The sequence below is a fragment of the Gordonia effusa NBRC 100432 genome (genome assembly GCF_000241305.1).
In the GTDB taxonomy this organism is placed as follows: domain Bacteria; phylum Actinomycetota; class Actinomycetes; order Mycobacteriales; family Mycobacteriaceae; genus Gordonia; species Gordonia effusa.
The window spans coordinates 1-19,336 of the sequence record NZ_BAEH01000028.1 but is presented as its reverse complement, the minus strand read 5'-3'; the positions used below and the strand labels follow the sequence as shown (position 1 = coordinate 19,336).

Sequence of the window (19,336 nt, the reverse complement as noted above, 5' to 3'; positions counted from 1 at the left end):
ATTGGGGCCCTTTGCGATACCTAGCTACCTCGGCCAGCGCTGCTGATTGCTCCATTTCAGCGCCGCGGTCTCCGACCAGGGGCCCAATCCGTGACCGGCGTTTGATTGCCGGAAGTCGATCGTCGCCCCGTCCTTGCGTGCGGCATCGACGAAGTTTTTCGTCAGCGGCGCGAACGCGACTGGATCCAGATTGCCCTGCTGAATCAGAATCGGAGCACGGTAGCCCGCGACCGGCACCCTGGTCACCGCCCGCAACGCCGGAATGAGCGGTCCCTGATCGAACGGCCGAGAAACCAACTGGCCCACGGTCATTCCTTTGGTCGCACGACCTTGATTCGGATAGCACAGCGTCTTCGCGTCGGCAATCACCTTGCGTCCCAACGGGGTCAGGTACGAGTCAACCTGAGCGTCAGGCCGGACCGACTTGAGTCCGGCGAGAACATACGAGAAGTACGTGACGTAGTCGGGCACCGCGACCGGCGGCACGCCTGGGCGAATCAGCTTGAAGTAGTCGGCGATATCGACCGGCGGTGAACTCACGGCTGCGCCGACATTCTGGATTTCAGGCGCATATGCCTGCGCCTCATTCGACGCCCACAGCGATGCGTGACCACCCTGCGATCCGCCGCTGGCGATAAACCCGTTGGACGACTTGAGGTTTCGCTGCGCGACGATCGTACGCGCCGCCCGCACCGAGTCCAGTACGTTCTTTCCCGCGGTCGGCCCGTCGAGGTAGGCGTGTTGCCCTGGACCACCGATTCCCGCGTATTCAGTCGCGGTGATGACGTAGCCATCCTTCAGCCATGGTCCCAGCCAATCGTCATACCGGCCGCCGTGGCCCATCCGATCGGTGACCGTGCAGCCATCGCCCAGTCCGGCGGTGCCATGAGCGTAACCGACGTAGCGCAGTCCGTTCGGTCGAGTGCTCTGCTTGGGGATCATCACCGTCCCGCGAACAGGAACGAGCTTTCCGTCCGACCCCGGTGACAAATAGGTCATCGAGATCACGGTCTGTGCACCGGCTATCTTGGCATCAACGTTGCCCGTGATGTCCTTCGACGACAAGACCGTGCCCGCTTGTTGCGGTGCCGCCAGCGCACTGGCCGGGGTCGCGATCGCGAGACCGACAAGGGGTACCGCGGCCGCGAGTGCTATTGCGATTCGACTACGAATTGTCTTCTCACCCTTCATGTTACGTCTCCTACCCGACGACCGCGTCGCGAACCTTGCGGTCCTCGGCGAAACACATCGATCGAAGCACATTGTGGTACGCGTTGAATCCGAAGTTCAACGGCGCGTAAAAGAAGCCAAACGGTCGGGGGATGTATTGCCCGACGCCCGGCAGCAGCATCGACAGTCCGTTACTCCACACAACTTGGGCGAGATAGATGGTGAAGTACATCGTGTAAAACGCCGCTGTCATCGATTTGGTGACCGACAGATCCCACAGGCGAACCGTCTTGCCCATGTTGTCGCCCTTGTTGAAGTTGTGGATGAGTCCGATGAGGATATCCAGCGGAGCACCCGAAGTGCCGAGCGAAATATCGCCGACCGGAATATCCGGCGAGAGGTAGCCGCCGAGCAACGAGATCAACGACTCGATCTGGTTGAAGTCCGCGGGGTCGGCGGGAATCAGGTTGACCGGCACCCAGATGTTTCGCATCCGGTTCTCGACGTCCTTGCTGACTGCGAGAACCTTCGCCTTGGTGGCTGCGTCCTTGTTGGTGTCGGTCAGATATTTCGTGGTGCGATCAACGATGCGCGACATCGACTGGTCGCCGATCGGCTTGCAATCGGTGGTGTCGGCCAAGTCCACATCGTGAGCGATCTGTTCGATCCATCCGGGCACCTTCCCGGCGAAGCGCAGATCCTTAATCGGTTTACCAGCCTGATCCTTCTCCGCCTTGGTCATCGACACGAGACAGGAGTTGAGCAGGTAGCCCGAGATAGAGCGGTAGGCGTACCCGGCACCGTAGATAGCGATGTAGAACGGCATGGTTATCAAGAAGCGCACCGTTATTGGCCCCCAGAGCACCGCGATATTCGGAATGGTGCTCAGTACCACGGTGAGCGGAATGATGACCGTGATGTGAATGAACATCCACACCGTCTCCACCGCCTGGGCAAGTGTCAGGTTCTCGACGGTGATCGCCTGGAATTGCTTGCCGTGACGCACATTCAGGAGTTGCGAGATGACATAGAGCGAGATTGGGTCGCGGTATTTCATCACCGGATCGTCGCGCTGGGCACCCATCTGCTTGGGGTTGTTGGATACCAGCATGTTCGAGATACGAAGCTTATTCATATCCCGATGGGTTTGGGCCTTGATGCTGTCCTTGTTCTTCTTGATATTCGCCGGGAGGTACGGAACAACCGAGTCGAATACCGAGTCGTAGATCTTGCCCAACGTCGCGAAATCGGAGCCCACGCATTCCTTCGGGAGATCCGACGCCGGCTGAGTACTCGGCGCCGTCGGCGCGGCGTTGACGATCGATGACATCGATGTACTGCCGCCAACAGCGGCCACTGAAACCAGCACCGATAGCACCACAATCAAAATCCGGCGCAACACCCGGTTTGCCTCCTGCCAACCCTGACTCCCAGCGGTTTAAGTCACTCGACAAATCCGACAGAAGGATAACCTAATTTAGGTAATCCTTAGGAAAGTAACAGGGGCGTCACGAAGAGGCCAACTACTGTGATCTTTGCCATAGGCGGCTCCGAATCAGTGCAGGTAGAGACCTCGATAGTCCAGTTCGCGAAGGTTGATTTCGGGTTGCAGTGCCCACCGGACCACAGCCTCCGACCGCGTTGGCGGTCGACGCTATCGCCGGTCGAACGCGTTCAGAATTTCCTGCGCGGCCAGGGCCGGCGTGAGATCGCCGGTTGCGACCGCGGTCTCGACCCGCGACCTAACCTGCTCCACCGCGGCGCTCTCACCCAGCCGCGCCAGCACGATGTCGTGCACCATCGCCCACATCCAGCGGACCTCCTGGCCGCTGCGATGCGAGTCGAAACGTCCATCGTCGACCATCGCCTGACGGTGTGCCTGCACGGCATCCCAATACTCGTCGACGCCGGTATTCTCTAACGCACTCATAGTTAGTACCGGAGGCCGCCAGCACGCATCATGCGGATAAATCAGCGACAGCGCACCGCGTAATTCTCTTGCCGCCGAGCGCGCTTCGAGCTGATGTTTTCCATCGGCTTTATTGACCACGACGACATCGGCGAGTTCCAGTACACCCTTTTTGATTCCCTGTAATGAGTCACCGGTCCGTGCGAGGGTCAAAAAGGAAAAGGTATCCACCATATTTGCAACGGTCACCTCTGACTGCCCAACACCGACCGTCTCCACGAGCACAACATCAAAGCCAGCCGCTTCAACGATGACGATCGACTCGCGGGTCGCTTTGGCCACCCCACCCAGCGTTCCCGACGTCGGTGAGGGCCGGATATAGGCATTCGGATTGACGGCCAGTCGACCCATCCTGGTCTTGTCGCCGAGGATGGAGCCGCCGGTACGACTCGAGGACGGGTCAACCGCCAGGACAGCTACCTTGTGGCCGAGTTCGATCAGTCGCATGCCGAGCGCCTCGATCGTCGTGGACTTTCCGACCCCCGGCACACCGGTGATGCCAACACGAAAAGACTTGCCCGCGTGGGGAGTTAGGGTCAGCAGCATTTCTTGCGCGGCCGCGCGGTGGTCGGCTCGCGACGATTCCACCAGGGTGATTGCCCGCGCCAGGTCGGCACGTCGATCAGCAAGCACCCCTTCGGCGAGTGCCTGCGGGTCGACGACGCGCGCCAACTACTCCCCCGCCGCGGCGGAGCCGCCGTCAGAGTCGCTGCCGGAGCCGCCATCAGAGTCGCCGGACAAGTCGTGCCCGAGACTGGTCGCGAGTTTGGTGACCAACTCGACGGCCGAGTCAGCGATGACGGTGCCGGGTGGGAAGATCGCGGCGGCACCCGCTTCGTACAGTTCATCGAAATCGCCGGGCGGGATCACTCCGCCGACCACGATCATAATGTCTTCTCGCCCAACATCTTTCAGTGCATCGCGCAGCGCGGGCACTAGCGTCAGGTGACCGGCGGCCAGCGACGATACGCCGACCACGTGTACGTCGTTGTCGGCTGCTTGGCTAGCCACTTCGTCGGGTGTGGAGAACAACGGGCCAACGTCGACGTCGAAGCCCAAATCGGCAAAGGCCGTCGAAATTACCTTCTGTCCGCGGTCGTGACCGTCCTGTCCCATCTTGGCGACGAGGACACGCGGTCGACGCCCCTCGGCCCGCGCGAATTCCGCGACGATGGCGGTGGCCGCGTCGATATTGCTCACGTTGCCAGCCTCATGTCGATACACACCGCTGATGGTACGGATTTCTGCCTGATGCCTGCCGAATTCCTTCTCCATCGCGTCGGAAATCTCGCCGACGGTGGCACCGTGGCGAGCGGCCTCGATGGCCAGCGCCATCAGGTTGTTCTCCATGCCACCGCCGGTGGCGCCCGCGGCTCGCGTCAGGTCCGCGAGTGCTGTCTGGACGGCGTCTGAATCACGTTCAGCGCGAAGCTTCTTCAGCTTTGCCAACTGCTCGGATCGAACCTGCGAGTTCTCGACTTTGAGGACCTCGATCTCCTCGTCCTCGTCGACTTGATACTTGTTGACGCCGACCAGCGGCTGCTGGCCCGAGTCGATGCGAGCTTGTGTGCGCGCCGCGGCCTCTTCGATGCGAAGCTTGGGCAGACCTTCGTTGATCGCCTGGGCCATCCCGCCGGTCTCTTCCACCTCGGCAATATGCTTGCGCGCCTTTTCCGCGAGTTGCGCGGTCAACCATTCGACGTAATTCGACCCGGCCCACGGGTCGATCGGCCGCGTGGTGCCCGACTCCTGCTGCAAGAGGAGCTGGGTGTTACGCGCGATACGTGCCGAGAAATCGGTTGGCAACGCAATCGCCTCGTCGAGTGCGTTGGTGTGCAACGACTGGGTGTGGCCTTGTGTCGCTGCCATCGCCTCAACGCAGGTGCGGGCGACATTGTTGAATACGTCCTGCGCGGTGAGTGACCAGCCCGAGGTCTGCGAGTGCGTTCGCAACGAGAGCGATTTGCTGCTCGTGGGTTCAAACTGGGCAACCAATTCGCTCCACAGCAAGCGGGCTGCTCGTAGCTTGGCCACTTCCATGAAGAAGTTCATGCCGATGCCCCAGAAGAAGGAGAGCCGAGGCGCGAACTTGTCAATGTCGAGTCCGGCGGCAAGGCCGGCTCGGATGTACTCGACGCCGTCGGCGAGCGTGTACGCGAGTTCCAAATCGGCTGTGGCGCCTGCCTCTTGGATGTGGTAACCGGAGATTGAGATTGAGTTGAACTTCGGCATCCGGGCCGAGGTGTAGCCGAAGATGTCAGAGATGATCCGCATCGACGGTTCGGGTGGATAGATATAGGTATTGCGGACCATGAACTCTTTGAGGATGTCGTTCTGAATGGTCCCCGCCAGTTTCTCCGGCGGCACGCCTTGTTCCTCCGCGGCGACAACATACAGCGCGAGAATCGGTAGTACCGCGCCATTCATCGTCATCGAGACCGACACGCTGCTCAGATCGATGCCGTCGAATAGCTGCCGCATATCCAGGATCGAGTCGATAGCGACACCTGCCATACCGACGTCGCCGCCGACTCGCGGATGATCCGAGTCGTAGCCGCGGTGTGTCGCGAGGTCGAAGGCGACCGACAGACCCTTCTGTCCTGCTGCCAGGTTGCGGCGGTAGAAAGCGTTCGACTCAGCGGCAGTTGAGAATCCGGCGTATTGGCGAATTGTCCACGGCTGGTTGACATACATCGTCGGGTAGGGGCCGCGGATGAACGGCGCCGCACCGGGGATGGAGTCGAGGGGGTACGGATTGTCCCCAGTGGTGACGGCATCGCGCTCCGCACGGGTATAGACCGGGCTGACGTCAATCTGTTCGGGCGTGTGCCAGGTGATTTGCTCGGCTGTGTATCCGTGGGTGCTGCTCAGTCCACTCAGTAGCGCTGCGGTATCACCCGCAGGGTCACCATTCGCGGACGAATCCTCAAGGGGGACATCGGCAAAGCTGGCGATATCGGTGGTCGGGCTCGTTGTGTCTGTCATGCGCTCGCTCCCGCGACATTGGACTCGGCCGGATCGGCACCGTGCGAACCGGTTAGCTGGTCGAGAAGGTCTGTCAAAGTCGATACGGCGTCGATGCCGACGCGCAGTGAGCCGTCGGGCTTATCTGATTCGGACTCGGGCCATTCCTTGAGCGGCCCCGCGAGCAGAACTTTCTGTATCCCGTTGGCGCGCAACGCCGCGAGTACCGCTGGGCCTTCCTCGGCGTATCGTGCCTTGGTTCCGCAAATCACCGCGATCGGAGTTTGGACTGCCACACTCTGCGCCGTCACGGGCCCCGGGTTTATCGCCGCAATCCCGCCTGCCGCCAGCAAATTGGCCACGAATGTAGTGCGGCCGTTATGTTCGGCAACCGTGCCAAGCGGCACTAGCTCAATCGACGGCCGTACACCGGTGGTCGCGAGGACAGCGTCGGAACGGTCGCGCAATTCCTCGAAAGCCTGGGCTACCCGGGCCAATCTGGGCGTGGCGAGTTCCAAGTCGGTGGTCACGGCGGCACGGTCCAGCGGCCGCTCGCCGAGGTTCGGGAACTCGTTGACACCCGTCACCGACGTCCTGCGGTGAGCGACGTCCTCGTCGCGGGTGGCACGAGCCGCAGCGATAGCGTCAGCGATGATATTGTCTGCCAGCGCCTTTCGATATCCGCCCGCGCGTTCGACATTCTGCAGTACCGACCACGCCGCCTGCGCAAGGTCGGCGGTAAGCGATTCGACGAACCACGAACCGCCCGCCGGGTCGAGCACCCGCCCGATATTCGACTCCTCAAGCAGAAGCAGTTGGGTATTGCGGGCGATGCGCCGGGAAAAGCTTGCCTTTGAAGTGCGCTGAGCGATCGGAATAGCAGCGTCATAGCCGAGAACGGTCACCTGGTCGGCCCCACCGACACCGGCACCGAAGGCGGCGACGGTGGTACGCAACATATTTACCCACGGATCACGCTGAGTCAGCATCGACAAATCAGTAACGGCGTGGATTACCGCGGCACCATCGTCGGGAGCGCCGATCACCTGCGCGACACGCGACCATACCTTGCGCATCGCACGCAATTTCGCTGTTACCCCGAACTGATCGTCATCGATCGACACCGCAAAGGTGATCTGCCGCAACGCTTCTGACTCGGTCAACCCGGCACCGACGAGGTCGCGGACATGCGCCAGGCCTGCCGCGACGAGATAACCCAGCTCCTGCGCGTCAGTGGCTCCAGCGGTGGCGAAGTCAGTGCCGTCGAGACGGAACGCCCGGACCCCATTAAGCGCGCTGACCGTCTTGGCTGCGAACGCCGTAGCTTCGACGTCGTCAACATCGATACGCCCCGAGTAGGCCGCCGTTAGCGGTGAAAATCCAAGGGACGCAATGGTTGCGACGGTCGGCGTGACACTCCTCGGCGCGTCGGCCGACGCTGCCTTGACGTCGAGGAATGCCTGGGCGGCGACAACACCATCGGCGCCAGCATCGAGAGTGACCGGAATCAGGTCAAGGTATACCCCGGTGAAAACATCGGCGAGGTTGTCGGATGTGACACCGTTGCCAACATGGAGCCATAATCCACTCGCCCCGCTGTTGAAGGCGTCCAAAATCGCTTCGTTGACCTCGGACGCACCCTGTGCGTCATCGCCATGCCGCTCGGTAACGCGCCATCCTTGCACAACGTCACGCGTGGCGTCGGCGCCACGAACGAACGGGAAACTGCCCGGCAGGCCTGGCTCGGGCGTCTCGTCGCGCCTCGTATAGAGCGGATCGATGACTAAGTCATCGCGAGTGCGCACAGCCAGCAGTTCAGCGGGCGTTCCGGCCAATTGCTCGACGTCGACGCGTTTGCTTTTGGCCAGTACTTGCGCGGCCGATGCCGACCACTTCTCGTAGAGCGCGTCTAGCGGTTCGCTCATTAGCTCGCACCTCGTCCTCGCCGACCCGGGCGGCGGGTCCACTACCTGTTGGTCTGTCACGCCCGGCCGACTATGGCTTCGCGCTCGCTGTGAACGATAGCCGATCGAACGCTCGGCTGGTGACTCAGGTCTCGTGCGGCGCCCCCGACAGATGAGGTCTCCCAGGTACTGACTAGTAAAGTCGTCCCGGTGACATCACAGCAGCAACACCCGACGGGCAGCGATGCTGTGCTGGCCGCCGACATCCGTTCGACGGTGAAGCGTCGGGTTCTCGTGGGTGTGATCGTCATATTGATTTTCATTGGTCCCTACGCGATATTGATGCCGTCGGCGGACGGGGTCCGTGAGTGGGGCGAGGGTCTTGGTGCCTGGTTCCCATACGTGTTTTTCACGCTGTACGCGGTGATCACGATCTTCCCCATCCCGCGGTCCGCGTTTACGGTGATGTCCGGCTTGCTCTTTGGACCGGCCATTGGATTCATCGGGGCGATAACCGCCTCGACAGTCGCGGCGGTCACGTCATTCTTGCTGGTGCGCGCCATTGGCCGGAACCGGGTGCAGCCGTACCTCCGTAGGCCAGTGGCCCGTGCCGTTGAAGCACGACTAAGCCGTCGCGGTTGGCTCGCCGTCGGCTCGCTTCGGCTTATCGCTGCCTGCCCATTCGCGCTAGCCAATTACTGCTCGGCCTTGTCTTCGGTTCGACTGCTGCCTTTCACGCTCGCGACCGTCGTGGGAATGGCACCCGGCACCGCCGCCGTCGTATTTCTCGGCGACGCCCTGGCAGGCAATGTCAACTTTTGGTTGATGGCCTCGACGGTGGTGTTCTTCGGACTGGGCATTTTCGGCCTGATCGTCGATGCGATTCTGCCGGTCCCCAAGGACAAGCGGGAGCAGTTGTCGGTGGACGCCACCTAGCGCTATGACGAACTACCTCGCAGTAACTAACAAACCCTGGATCGCGCAAGCGCTTGGAGCGAAGCAGAAGACCGCCGCCGACCTTCCCCACCCGTTGCCGCCCGATACTTTCATGTGGATTCCCGAGCACTATGTGGCCCGAGCTTACGCCGCCGGGCGGCCGTATCCGCTGACCTCTACTCTTCACTGGCCCCTAGCGTTCGGGGATCAGTTCTTGAAACGAACCGTGCGCTTGTGTCGAGGTCGTGACCTCACATCGACGGATACGCCCGCCTTCGTCAAGCTCGCCGATGCGAAGGTCGCCGAATTGCCCGCCGGATCGGGCACCGAGGACGGCCTTCGACAGTCGCTTGTGGCCCTTGACGCGCTCGATTCGTGGACTATCGTGTCCGAGTTGATCGACCTCGTCGAAGAATGGCGAGTGCTGATAGTCGACGGCACCGCGATCGACTCGAGTCAGTATGTGCGCGCATCTCGCAGTATCGAGACGAAGCTGCCGACGTTCCGCGACATCGAGGAATTCGCTTCTGCCGCAGCACAGTCCGATCCCGGCCATCTGCCGGCGTCGTACATGCTCGATGTCGGCATCACGACGACCGGCGACCTAACGATCATCGAAGCAAATCCCATCTGGTGCGCGAACTGGTACTCACTCTCGACAGAGAATGTAAAGCAGGCACTACAGTGCGAGTTCACGTCGGACGCTAACGCGATGTGGGTGCCCGATCCGATTCTGCTTCGGCGAGTACGCGTTGAGGGTCCGCAGTTATGACTGCCCTTGTGATGGCCAGCCCGACGGGTCTGCCGAATGGCGAGCGGTTCCCTCGCCCGGCGCTCCCTCACTCGCGCCACCCTGGAAGTAGCCCTGTTGCGGCGGGCTGACGGGATACACCGGCTGCTGCGGACCAGCAGCATAGTCGCCGATGGGAACCTGCGGTGCGGGTGGGATATTCGCCGCTGCCGGTGGGGCAGCTTGCCCCGACGGTGAGATCGACGGGGTGAGCGGCGGACCGTCCACTGGTGTGCGTGCGACGGCCTCCGCTTCGGCGACCGCTTTCGCGACTGCGGGATCTGAGGTGAGGGAAAACCAATCGTCGGTCTCCGAGTCGTCGACCGGCTGCGCTTCAAAGGCCGGTGCTTCGTATCGGAAGACGCCGTCCTCCCCTTGTGCCCCAAAGGATTTCGCAAATCCCTGAAGTGCCGAGCCAAAGTCGGACGGCACCACCCACACCTTGCTGGCCTCCCCTTTCGCCATTTCCGGCAGCTGCTGTAGATACTGGTAGGCCAGCAACTCGGGCGTGGGTTTGGCTGCTTTGATCGCCGCGAATGTCTTCTCGATCGCCTTGGCTTCGCCCTGGGCACGCAGGTACTGGGCGCCGCGGTCACCCTGTGCTCGCAGGATGCGGGACTGACGATCGGCCTCGGCGGCGAGAATCGCAGCTTGTTTGGCGCCTTCGGCAGCGAGAATCTGACTCTGCTTGCTGCCCTCGGCGGTCTTAATGACCGCCTCGCGCTGTCCTTCGGCGGTCAGGATGATCGCGCGCTTCTCACGATCGGCCTTCATCTGCTTTTCCATCGATTCCTGGATCGATGGCGGCGGCATGATCGACTTCAACTCAACACGTGCGACGCGCAGCCCCCAGCGGCCGGTCGCCTCATCGAGTACGCCGCGGAGTTGGGCATTGATCGAGTCACGGCTCGTCAGTGTTTCTTCGAGAGTCATGCCGCCGACGACGTTTCGCAGCGTCGTGATCGTCAGCTGTTCGACGCCGATGATGTAGTCGTTGATTTCGTAGACCGCCGCCTGCGGATTGGTGACTTGGAAATATACGACGGTGTCGATGCCGAGGGTCAAGTTGTCTTCGGTGATCACCGGTTGCGGCGGGAATGACACGACGCGTTCACGGATGTCGACCCGTGCTCGGATCCGGTCGATGAACGGCAACAGCAAGGTCAGCTGCCCCGAGACGGTTCGCGTATAGCGCCCCAGTCGTTCGATGACGGCTGCCTCGGCTTGCGGGATGAGGGCAACCGATTTGAGCAGCGCGACCGCCACCAGTAACACAATCAGGCCGACCACAACGAGTATGGCAATGTCCACGGGTCTCTCCTTAGTCGAACATCGTCTGAAATCAATTACCCGCGACTACCGCGGTCGCACCGTCAATCTCCACTACCAGTACATGGGCCCCCGCTTCGAACACCTCCGCGGGTCGATCGGCGCGCGCTGACCAGATCTCGCCACCAATTTTCACCCGACCGTCGCGGTAATCCACTCGCTCGAGAACTAGCGCCTCTTGCCCCGGTAATGCCTCGGTGTTCGTGAGCACGTGCGGCCGGGTCAATAGGTGACGCCTAGCTATCGGCCGCACCGCCGCCAGCAGAAGTACGGAAACCGCCGAGAAGACAACGAGATCGACCCATAGCGGCGGGTCGACGGCAACCTCGACTCCAGCAGCGGCGAAAGCACCGCCAGCCAGCATGAGCAGCACTAGCTCACCACCGAACATCTCAGCGATGACCAGAACGATGCCCATAACCAACCACACGAGCGCACTCATGCGTCCAGTTTGCCACTAATGAGCGTGAAGCCGATCACAGATTTCGTCGACATCGCGGTCCGTACCCGAGGTAGCCCCGCCGTGGAGTCGCGTAGACGTCAATAATTGTCGTGTCCCTCGAAAATCCTGTGGGGTAGTCCTGAGCGAGAATCTAGGTCAGCAGGATCTGCGCAGACGCACCGTCGGGCACCTATTCATCTCCCGGTGCGGCGGTCACATAGTCAATGAGTTCTTCGACGCAGCGCAGTAACGGGACCTCGATGTCTTTGAAACTCGATACTCCCGCCAGGACCCGCCGCCAACCGTCTTGCGGTGTGCCCCAGCCCAATTCGTTACAGATTCCAGTCTTCCAGTCGATGCCGCGCGGGATCGTCGGCCACGCCGCGATCTTTACCGACGCTGGCTTCACCGCCTCCCACACATCGATATAGGGATGTCCGGTAACCAGCACGTTGTCGGGTAGACGTTGGGTCAACCGCTCCTCTTTCGACCCGGCCACGAGGTGGTCTACCAACACTCCCGCCCGACGATGCGGCGCCGGACCGAACTCGACGAGGGCGGCGTCGAGATTATCCAAACCGTCGAGACTGACCACGACAACGCCTTCCGCACGCAGGTCGTCGCCCCACACCCGTTCCACGAGCGTGGCATCGTGCACCCCCTCGACGAACAGGCGGCTGGCCCGCGCCGTCCGCGCCCGTTGAGCCGGAACCACTCGCGACCCCGACGCGGTTCGCGTCGGAACCGGTTGACTTGCCTGCGCCGCAGGACGTTTAAGCGTCACCGGCTCGCCATCGACGAGGAAAGCTCCCTTCCGCATCGCAAAGATTCGGGTACCGCCGTGTCTATCCTCCAGTCGCACGAATAATCCGTCGTACGACTTCTCGAATCCAACGACGGCACCGCAGTATCCCGAAGCCGCATCCTCAACGACGACTCCGCGTTCGGCGACGAGCATCGGCGGATCGGCACGCTGACGACGTTGGGCGCTGGAACTAGGGCTCGACGACGACAAGACGTCGCGTCCGTAACGGTCATCGAGTCGACGCCGGGATGATTGATCGGGCACGCTGGATCACACTAATGGCCGGAGTAAAGTAGACCAACGATGACTCGCGCCAACGCTTCTGAATCTTTATCACTGCTCCGCCCGACGGCCACGCTGGGCGCCTGGGCAGCCGCATGGCTGGCCGGCGAATGCTCCGCCGATGCCGTCCTCGACACCCTCACGGCGATCGCCCCGCGGCATCGTTTAATCACCGACATCGACGATGATGCGACCGATCCGCTGGCCGCCGGTGACACCGGCACCACCGAGATCCTTACGCTCCTGCAGTCAGCGACCTTCGTCGAACTTCGCCTGCCTGCGCCCGGCGACCCACACGGACTACCTCCGGGCGTGATCGCGCGGCAGGTCATGCGCGCTGGCGAAGTACTGCTGCTCACCACTCCCGACGACGTCGCACCGACTCTCCTATTTCCCGGTCGGCAGTTGGGCGACCAGTTAAGTTGGCACGTAGCACAATTCGAGGAACCTGCCACCGCGCTCACCGACTTCCAGGTGGGCACCGCCGCCCGCGATCTCAAAGAAGCCACTCGAACAGCCGCCGACGTCCTGAGCGATCTACCGTCGATGTCGTCGGGCAGCAAGGACACGCTGCGACTCGAACTCGCCGCAGCCGTCGAACGTCGTACCGTAACGCTTCCGCCACATGACAGTTCGCGGATCGACAATCTACTCGCCCAGGCCGGACGCATCGACGCCATCCTCGATGTCGCCTCCGCTCGCGGTGCCACCTTCGGATTGACCGCGCGTCAGGGCGATGGTGGCGACGCACAGATCCGCGAGCTGCGTGCGATCACGCGTCGCGCCGTGACTGTCGGCGTGAACGCGCTGATCATCGAACTGCTGGGCGCACCCGGCGAGTAGTTACATTGGCTCGCAAAAGGATACGGGCTGAAGTCTGCTGTCTGGCGTCCGCCGAGGGGATATCGCCTTGGCGGGGCTGCCGGTGCAGAAACTGGTCGGCAACAGGCACGACTCAAACCTGCAGCGTCATCGACGCCGAGGGAGCATCTCCCTCGCCGGGGCTATCCCCGCAGAAATCAGTCGGCCGCCGAAATCCTTAGCTACTACTCGCGGACCGAACAGGATTAGGCCGTCGCGCCGGCGCCTGACAGCATTTTCCGCCGGCGCAGTAAGTTCCGTTATCCCCCACGCCAAGCGGGACCTCGGACGGCAGTTCACCGCTCCGATAGTTCTCGATCAGATCGACCGCCATCGCGACAAATCGGGGGTCTGTTCCGACGCTGTCGGCCCGCACGTATTCCAGCCCCAACTCAGCGGCCTTCTCCCGCGCTTCGTTGTCGAGATCCCACACCACCTCGAGGTGGTCGGAGACGAATCCGATCGGACTCACGATCACCGACCGAACTCCTTGTGCGGCAATCGCTTCCAAATGATCGACGATGTCGGGCTCAAGCCACGGGATCTGCGGTGGCCCCGACCTCGACTGCCACACCTGATCGAAGTCGCCGAAACTCGCGGCAGCGGCCACGCGCTGCGCTGTCGCTAGCACCTGCCCGCTGTAAAGGCGACCGCCATCCTCCGACGCTGGCAACCCCGTGAGTGCCCAATCGGCGCCGGATGGACCCGAATTACGGTCTGCCGCATCAGGAATCGAATGCGCGGTGAACACCAGCCGGGGCGTGAACTCCCCCGATAGCGACGCAGCCGCCCGACGTACGGAGTCGGCCGCGGCATCGACGAAGAGCGACTCGAACCAGTACTGCGGTAGTTTGCGTAACACCATGCCGGCCGCCCGATCGCCGAGCGCGGCTAATGCCCGGCCGATATCCTCGTGATACTGCGCGCAGCCGGAATAGCCGCCCCACGCCGACGTCGGAAAGACCAGCACCCGACGATGACCCGCGTCGTACATCTGCGCGACGGTGTCCTCGACCATCGGATGCCAGTTGCGATTGCCGAAATACACCGGCAGATCGATTGCGCGCGAAGCCAATTCGGCTCGAAGCGACTCGATCATGGCCAAGTTCAGCTCATTGATCGGCGAGACTCCACCGAAATGCAGATAGTGCTGCGCCACCTCGTCCAGTCGCTCCGGTGGCACGCCGCGGCCTCGCGTCACGTTCTCCAGGAACGGACGCACATCGTCGGGCTTATCCGGTCCACCGAAGGACAGGAACAGGATCGAGTCGAAGTCGACAGACATCGCGGCAGACGTCAGGCCTGGTCCAGGAAGTTCTCCGGGAACCAGGTGTTGTGGCTCGCACCGCCGTCGACGTAGACGATCGACCCGGTGGTCGCCGGCAGGAAGTCCGACAGGAGGGTCACCACGCTGGTGCCGACCTTGCCCGGATCGTTGACGTCCCAGCCGATCGGCGACGCACCGTCCCAGTAGGTGTTGAGCATATTCAGCTTCTTGGCATCATCGGTGGCCGTACCCGAAATCGCCTTCGCGGCAAGCGTTTTGATCGGTCCGGCGGCGACGAGGTTGGAGCGGATCTTCTTCGCGTAACCCACTTCGCGCGCGACGTACCGGTTGACCGACTCCAGCGCCGCCTTGGCCACACCCATCCAGTTGTAATCCGGCAGGGCGGTGCGGGGGTCGAAATCCATTCCGACGATCGAGCCATGCTCGTTCATCACGGGCAGCACGGCGCGAGCCAGCGAGGCATAACTCCATGCGGAGATCTCGAACGACTTAGCGACGTCGGGTCCCGGGCCGTCCAGGAACGGCAGGGCTTCTGGTCCCATCAGGGTGCGCGGCGCGAACGCGATCGAGTGCACCACACCGTCGAGGCCTTCCGGCGCCAACTCACGAACCTTGTCAGCGAGCGCGCCCAAATACTCCTCGTCGGTCGCGTCGAGGGGAATGGCCGGCGGCACTTCGCTCGGCAAACGCTTGGCGATACGGTCGATCAACCGCAGCCGATCCGGGATGCCGGTGATGATCACCTTGGCGCCCTGTTCCTGGGCGACCTTCGCGGTGTGAAAGGCGATCGAAGCGTCAGTGATGATGCCCGTGATAAGTACTGTCTTGCCGTCGAGAATGCCGGTCATGGGTGCTCCTGAAATCGGGGGTCAGAATATCTGGCGAGAGTGCGGGGTCTAGTGACCCATGCCCAGTCCGCCGTCGACGTTGATCACGTTGCCAGTCACGTAACCGGCGGCGTCGGAAGCCAGGAATGAGACGACGGCCGCGACGTCCTCCGGTTGCCCCATCCGCTTGGCCGGGATGGCCTGCTTGACGGCGGTCTCGGTGTATTCGGCCGGCAATGCGCGCGTCATGTCGGTATCGATGAGTCCCGGTGCGACGACATTCGCGGTGATGTTGCGGCTGCCGAGTTCACGGGTCACCGAGCGGGCCAAACCGATGACACCGGCCTTCGACGACGCATAGTTGGCCTGTCCCGGTGTGCCCATCAGCGCAACCACCGAGCCCAGGTAGATGAACCGCCCCCATCGATTCTTCAACATGTCGCGGGTTGCCGCTTTGGTGACCCGGAACGCGCCGGTCAGGTTGGCGTTGACCACCGTCTCGAACTGCTCGACATCCATCCGCATCACCAGAGTGTCGTCGGTGATACCCGCGTTGGACACCAAAACCTCAACCGGCCCTTGATGTTCGGCAACCTCTTTGAACGCCCGCGTCACCGAGTCGTTGTCGGTGACATCGCATTGCACGCCGAAGAGGCCGTCCGGGGCACCCGAACCACGGTGCGTCACCGCGACCTTATGACCGTCCTGCGCGAGCTTGCGCGCAACGGCCAGTCCGATGCCGCGGTTACCGCCGGTGACGAGCACCGATCGGGACTTCTGAGTCGGGGTGTCGGTTGTGTCAGCCATAGTGGAAGAACCTATCGGTAGAGGTAGTGGGCGCCGACGGCAGGGCGCACGTAACGGGTCACCGCGAGTTACGGGAGACGACGATTAATCGTCAGCGCGAGTGCGGCGGAGAGAACGGCAAGCAGGCTACCCCAAATCAACCACGGCCTCGAATTATCGCCGCGTCTCATTTCGTAGCCGATCTGGCGTTGCAACGATTCGTAGACCTTATTCAGTTCGTCAAGGCTCGACGCGGTGAAGAAGGTGCCATGCGCCAGATTGGCGATCTTCTTCAGCGACGGGTCATCGACGGGAACATCGATCAGCTCGCCATCAAGCATTAATGTGCCGGTCTTAGTGCCGAACGAAATCGTCGACACCGGAACCCGATCTTCCGCGGCTTTTCGAGCCGCGGTGAAACCGCCGCGCGGATCATCGGGACGGTCCGGGACAGTCTGCTTACCGTCGGAGAGCAACACGATATGCGCTGGCGGTGCCGCGTTGTCACCCCCGAGAACAGCATTGAGGGTTTTTATCTGCTGGAGCGCGGCGAAGATGCCTTCACCGGTTGCGGTCTTGTCGGCGAGTTGAAGTTTGTCTACCGCGACCTTGGTGGCGTTGTGATCCGGCGTCGGCGACACCAGCGTCGACGCGGTGCCGGCGAAGGAAATTAATCCGAGGTTGATTCCATCGGTGAGATCGTCCGCGAATTTCTTCGCCGCCGACTGCGCGGCCTTTATCCGTGAGGGCGCGACGTCCGTCGAGTTCATCGACCGAGAAACGTCGATCACCAGCACCACGGTCGCCTTGTCGCGAGGAACTTTGCGATCGCTCTGCGGACCCGCCATGGCGATCGTCAGCAGGATCAACGACACCAGCAAGACCGCGATCGGAACATGCTCGAACCGGTTGCGCTGTTGCGGCGCAACCTTATTGAGCAGATCGAGATTCGCGAAGCGATACGCTCGCTGCTTGCGACGTCGGATGATGTAGACGTAAAACACCGCGAGCGCGACGATTACGAGCAAAAACAGCAGGTACCACGCGTTGGAGAACACCCAGATCACCCCACCCCGGCAGCCAGCCCGCGACGACGCTGCGCGACGAAACGAACGGTGTCGGTGATCCAGTCACGATCGGTGCGCAGTCTCAACGTCGGCCCGCCACAACTGCGAAACTCCCGCTGCACCTGCTGAGAATGTTCATGCGCGGCGGCTGCGAAATCCCGGCGGACGGTGTCGGTGATAACGATGTCACGCACGTCGCCGGACTCGGCGTCGGCAAGTCGAATCTCTCCGACGTCGGGCAAATCCAGGTCGCGCGGATCGAGCACCTCGACCGCCAGCAACTCGTGATGCCCGCCGAGCGCCCGTAGTGGACGGTCCCACGTGATCGGCCCGAGGAAATCGCTGATCACCACAACCAGCCCACGTCGTCGTTCCGGACGACGCAATGCCTCGAGTCCCTCGCGCAAGTCGCCACGGACGTTCGCACCTGAACGTCGTGTCGTCGCAATGGTTTTCAGCAAGTTCTGAGCGTGAGCGCGCCCGCCTCGGGCCGGCACGCGGACTACCTTGTCGCCGGTGATGATGACCGCGCCAATCCGATTGCCGCCACCTGCGGTCAGATGCACCATCGCCGCGGACGCGGCGACTGCGAGGTCTCGTTTAGTGCAATTCACCGTGCCGAAATCAAGGCTCGCCGAAACGTCGACGAGCAGCCACGTCTCCAACTCACGATCGGCAATCATCTGACGCACATGAGGTTGTGTCGTGCGCGCGGTCACTGACCATTCCATCCGCCGAATATCGTCGCCGGGCTGATAGACGCGAGCCTCCCCCGGTTCCGACCCCGGACCGGGAATCAAGCCCAAGTGCTCACCCTGCAAGACGCCGTCGAGCTTGCGGCGGACCGACAGCTCAAGGGTCCGCAGCGCGGCGCTCAGCTTCGGGTCTTCGAGCAGTCCCGTGCCGAACGACGGAAGCTGGCTGTTCGCGTCCTTAGCGTCCGGCATTGTTTCCCGGTGCGGTGAAGCCGGATGGTTGCCCGGTCACGGGCGCCCCGACATTATTCGCCGACGGCGACACGGCCGGTGGCCGCTGCCCACCAGCCGGTGTGACGCCTGCCGACGGCGGCTGCCCCTGCGGGGCGGGATACCCCGGAGTCACCGGTTGCGCACTGACCTGCGGCAACCCGATCGTCTGCAACACCCGGGTGATGACCTGGTCGGCGTCGACGCTGTCCGCGAGTGCGTCATAGCTCAACACCAGTCGATGACGCAGCACGTCGGGCACAATTTCCACCACGTCCTGCGGGATGACATAGTCGCGACCGCGAACTAGAGCGAGCGCGCGAGCCGCGGCGACAATACCCAACGTCGCACGCGGAGACGCACCGTACGACAACCACGACGCGACATCGGACAAGCCGACCTCGTGCGGACGTCGCGTCGCGTTGATGACACGAACCACGTAGTCGACCAACGCGTGATGAACGAAGACATTCGCCGCGGTCTCCTGCAACCTCAGCATTGCCGCTGGATCGAGAACCCGCGACGCCGTCGGAGGCTTGTTACCCATCCGATAGACGATTTCGCGCTCTTCTTCGACCGACGGATAGTCGACATGCACCTTGAACAGGAACCGGTCGCGTTGCGCCTCGGGCAGCGGGTAAACGCCCTCATTTTCGATCGGGTTCTGGGTGGCCATGACCAGGAACGGATCGGGCATCGGGTAGGTGGTGCCGCCGATCGACACATGTCGCTCAGCCATCACCTCAAGCAGGGCGGACTGCACTTTGGCCGGCGCGCGGTTGATCTCGTCGGCCAGCAGGAAGTTCGCGACCACCGGGCCCAGCTCGGTGTCGAACTCCTCCTTGCCCTGTCGATAGATACGAGTGCCGATGAGGTCAGTGGGAACCAGGTCGGGAGTGAACTGGACACGCGAGAAACTACCGCCGACCACTGTCGCGAAGGTTTCTACCG

At 62.3% G+C, this 19,336-nt stretch carries 17 protein-coding genes; 3 read left to right on the top strand and 14 right to left on the bottom strand.

Annotated elements, in window-relative coordinates; genetic code table 11:
- Positions 1-24: 24 nt before the first annotated feature.
- From GOEFS_RS04485 to GOEFS_RS04465, 5 genes are all read right to left on the bottom strand, one after another.
- A complete protein-coding gene (locus GOEFS_RS04485; RefSeq protein ID WP_007316691.1) occupies positions 25-1,191 on the bottom strand; it encodes a lipase family protein in 1,167 nt (388 codons plus the stop codon).
- A gap of 10 nt (positions 1,192-1,201) precedes the next feature.
- The gene (locus GOEFS_RS04480; RefSeq protein ID WP_138917879.1) at positions 1,202-2,539 is read right to left on the bottom strand and encodes a hypothetical protein; all 1,338 of its coding nucleotides are present in this window, start codon (positions 2,537-2,539) and stop codon (positions 1,202-1,204) included.
- A gap of 285 nt (positions 2,540-2,824) precedes the next feature.
- A complete protein-coding gene (gene meaB, locus GOEFS_RS04475) occupies positions 2,825-3,811 on the bottom strand; it encodes a methylmalonyl Co-A mutase-associated GTPase MeaB (protein WP_007316689.1) in 987 nt (328 codons plus the stop codon).
- Positions 3,812-6,124 carry a methylmalonyl-CoA mutase gene (gene scpA, locus GOEFS_RS04470; RefSeq protein WP_007316688.1) on the bottom strand — a complete coding sequence of 771 codons (2,313 nt, stop codon included), beginning with the start codon at positions 6,122-6,124 and terminating at the stop codon, positions 3,812-3,814.
- A complete protein-coding gene (locus tag GOEFS_RS04465; RefSeq protein WP_007316687.1) occupies positions 6,121-8,028 on the bottom strand; it encodes a methylmalonyl-CoA mutase family protein in 1,908 nt (635 codons plus the stop codon). Before GOEFS_RS04465 ends, scpA begins: the two co-directional genes overlap by 4 nt.
- Positions 8,029-8,217: 189 nt before the next feature.
- Here GOEFS_RS04465 and GOEFS_RS04460 point away from each other — a divergent pair, with 189 nt between their 5' ends.
- Both GOEFS_RS04460 and GOEFS_RS04455 read left to right on the top strand, forming a co-directional pair.
- Positions 8,218-8,943, top strand: coding sequence for a TVP38/TMEM64 family protein (locus tag GOEFS_RS04460; RefSeq protein ID WP_007316686.1), 726 nt, complete (start codon positions 8,218-8,220; stop codon positions 8,941-8,943).
- Positions 8,944-8,947: 4 nt separating this feature from the next.
- Positions 8,948-9,715 (top strand): ATP-grasp domain-containing protein, encoded by a 768-nt coding sequence (locus GOEFS_RS04455; protein ID WP_007316685.1) that lies wholly within the window; start codon positions 8,948-8,950, stop codon positions 9,713-9,715.
- Here GOEFS_RS04455 and GOEFS_RS04450 read toward each other — a convergent pair.
- From GOEFS_RS04450 to GOEFS_RS04440, 3 genes are all read right to left on the bottom strand, one after another.
- Positions 9,710-11,038 (bottom strand): SPFH domain-containing protein, encoded by a 1,329-nt coding sequence (locus tag GOEFS_RS04450; protein ID WP_083837236.1) that lies wholly within the window; start codon positions 11,036-11,038, stop codon positions 9,710-9,712. The genes GOEFS_RS04455 and GOEFS_RS04450 overlap by 6 nt on opposite strands.
- A gap of 37 nt (positions 11,039-11,075) precedes the next feature.
- Positions 11,076-11,504 (bottom strand): NfeD family protein, encoded by a 429-nt coding sequence (locus tag GOEFS_RS04445; protein ID WP_007316683.1) that lies wholly within the window; start codon positions 11,502-11,504, stop codon positions 11,076-11,078.
- A gap of 190 nt (positions 11,505-11,694) precedes the next feature.
- On the bottom strand, positions 11,695-12,573 hold the full coding sequence (locus GOEFS_RS04440) for a DUF3097 domain-containing protein (RefSeq protein ID WP_040524492.1): 879 nt from the start codon (positions 12,571-12,573) through the stop codon (positions 11,695-11,697).
- A 39-nt stretch (positions 12,574-12,612) separates the two neighbouring features.
- Here GOEFS_RS04440 and GOEFS_RS22320 point away from each other — a divergent pair, with 39 nt between their 5' ends.
- Positions 12,613-13,434, top strand: a complete 822-nt coding sequence (locus GOEFS_RS22320) for an Rv1486c family protein (protein ID WP_007316681.1) — start codon at positions 12,613-12,615, stop codon at positions 13,432-13,434.
- 196 nt (positions 13,435-13,630) lie between these two features.
- Here the strand turns inward: GOEFS_RS22320 and GOEFS_RS04430 are convergent, their stop codons facing one another.
- The 6 genes from GOEFS_RS04430 to GOEFS_RS04405 all read right to left on the bottom strand — a co-directional run.
- Complete coding sequence (locus tag GOEFS_RS04430) at positions 13,631-14,737, bottom strand: ferrochelatase (RefSeq protein WP_007316680.1); 1,107 nt, start codon at positions 14,735-14,737, stop codon at positions 13,631-13,633.
- An 11-nt stretch (positions 14,738-14,748) separates the two neighbouring features.
- Positions 14,749-15,588 (bottom strand): NADH-dependent enoyl-ACP reductase InhA, encoded by an 840-nt coding sequence (gene inhA / locus GOEFS_RS04425; protein ID WP_007316679.1) that lies wholly within the window; start codon positions 15,586-15,588, stop codon positions 14,749-14,751.
- 48 nt (positions 15,589-15,636) lie between these two features.
- Positions 15,637-16,374 (bottom strand): 3-oxoacyl-ACP reductase FabG1, encoded by a 738-nt coding sequence (fabG1, locus tag GOEFS_RS04420; RefSeq protein ID WP_007316678.1) that lies wholly within the window; start codon positions 16,372-16,374, stop codon positions 15,637-15,639.
- A gap of 68 nt (positions 16,375-16,442) precedes the next feature.
- Complete coding sequence (locus GOEFS_RS04415) at positions 16,443-17,411, bottom strand: VWA domain-containing protein (protein ID WP_040524495.1); 969 nt, start codon at positions 17,409-17,411, stop codon at positions 16,443-16,445.
- Between the two features lie 5 nt (positions 17,412-17,416).
- Entirely contained in the window at positions 17,417-18,367 is a 951-nt protein-coding gene (locus GOEFS_RS04410) for a DUF58 domain-containing protein (protein ID WP_007316676.1), read from the bottom strand.
- Positions 18,354-19,336, bottom strand: a 983-nt coding sequence (locus GOEFS_RS04405) for an AAA family ATPase (RefSeq protein ID WP_007316675.1), incomplete at its 5' end; no start/stop codon positions are given. The genes GOEFS_RS04405 and GOEFS_RS04410, both read right to left, overlap by 14 nt.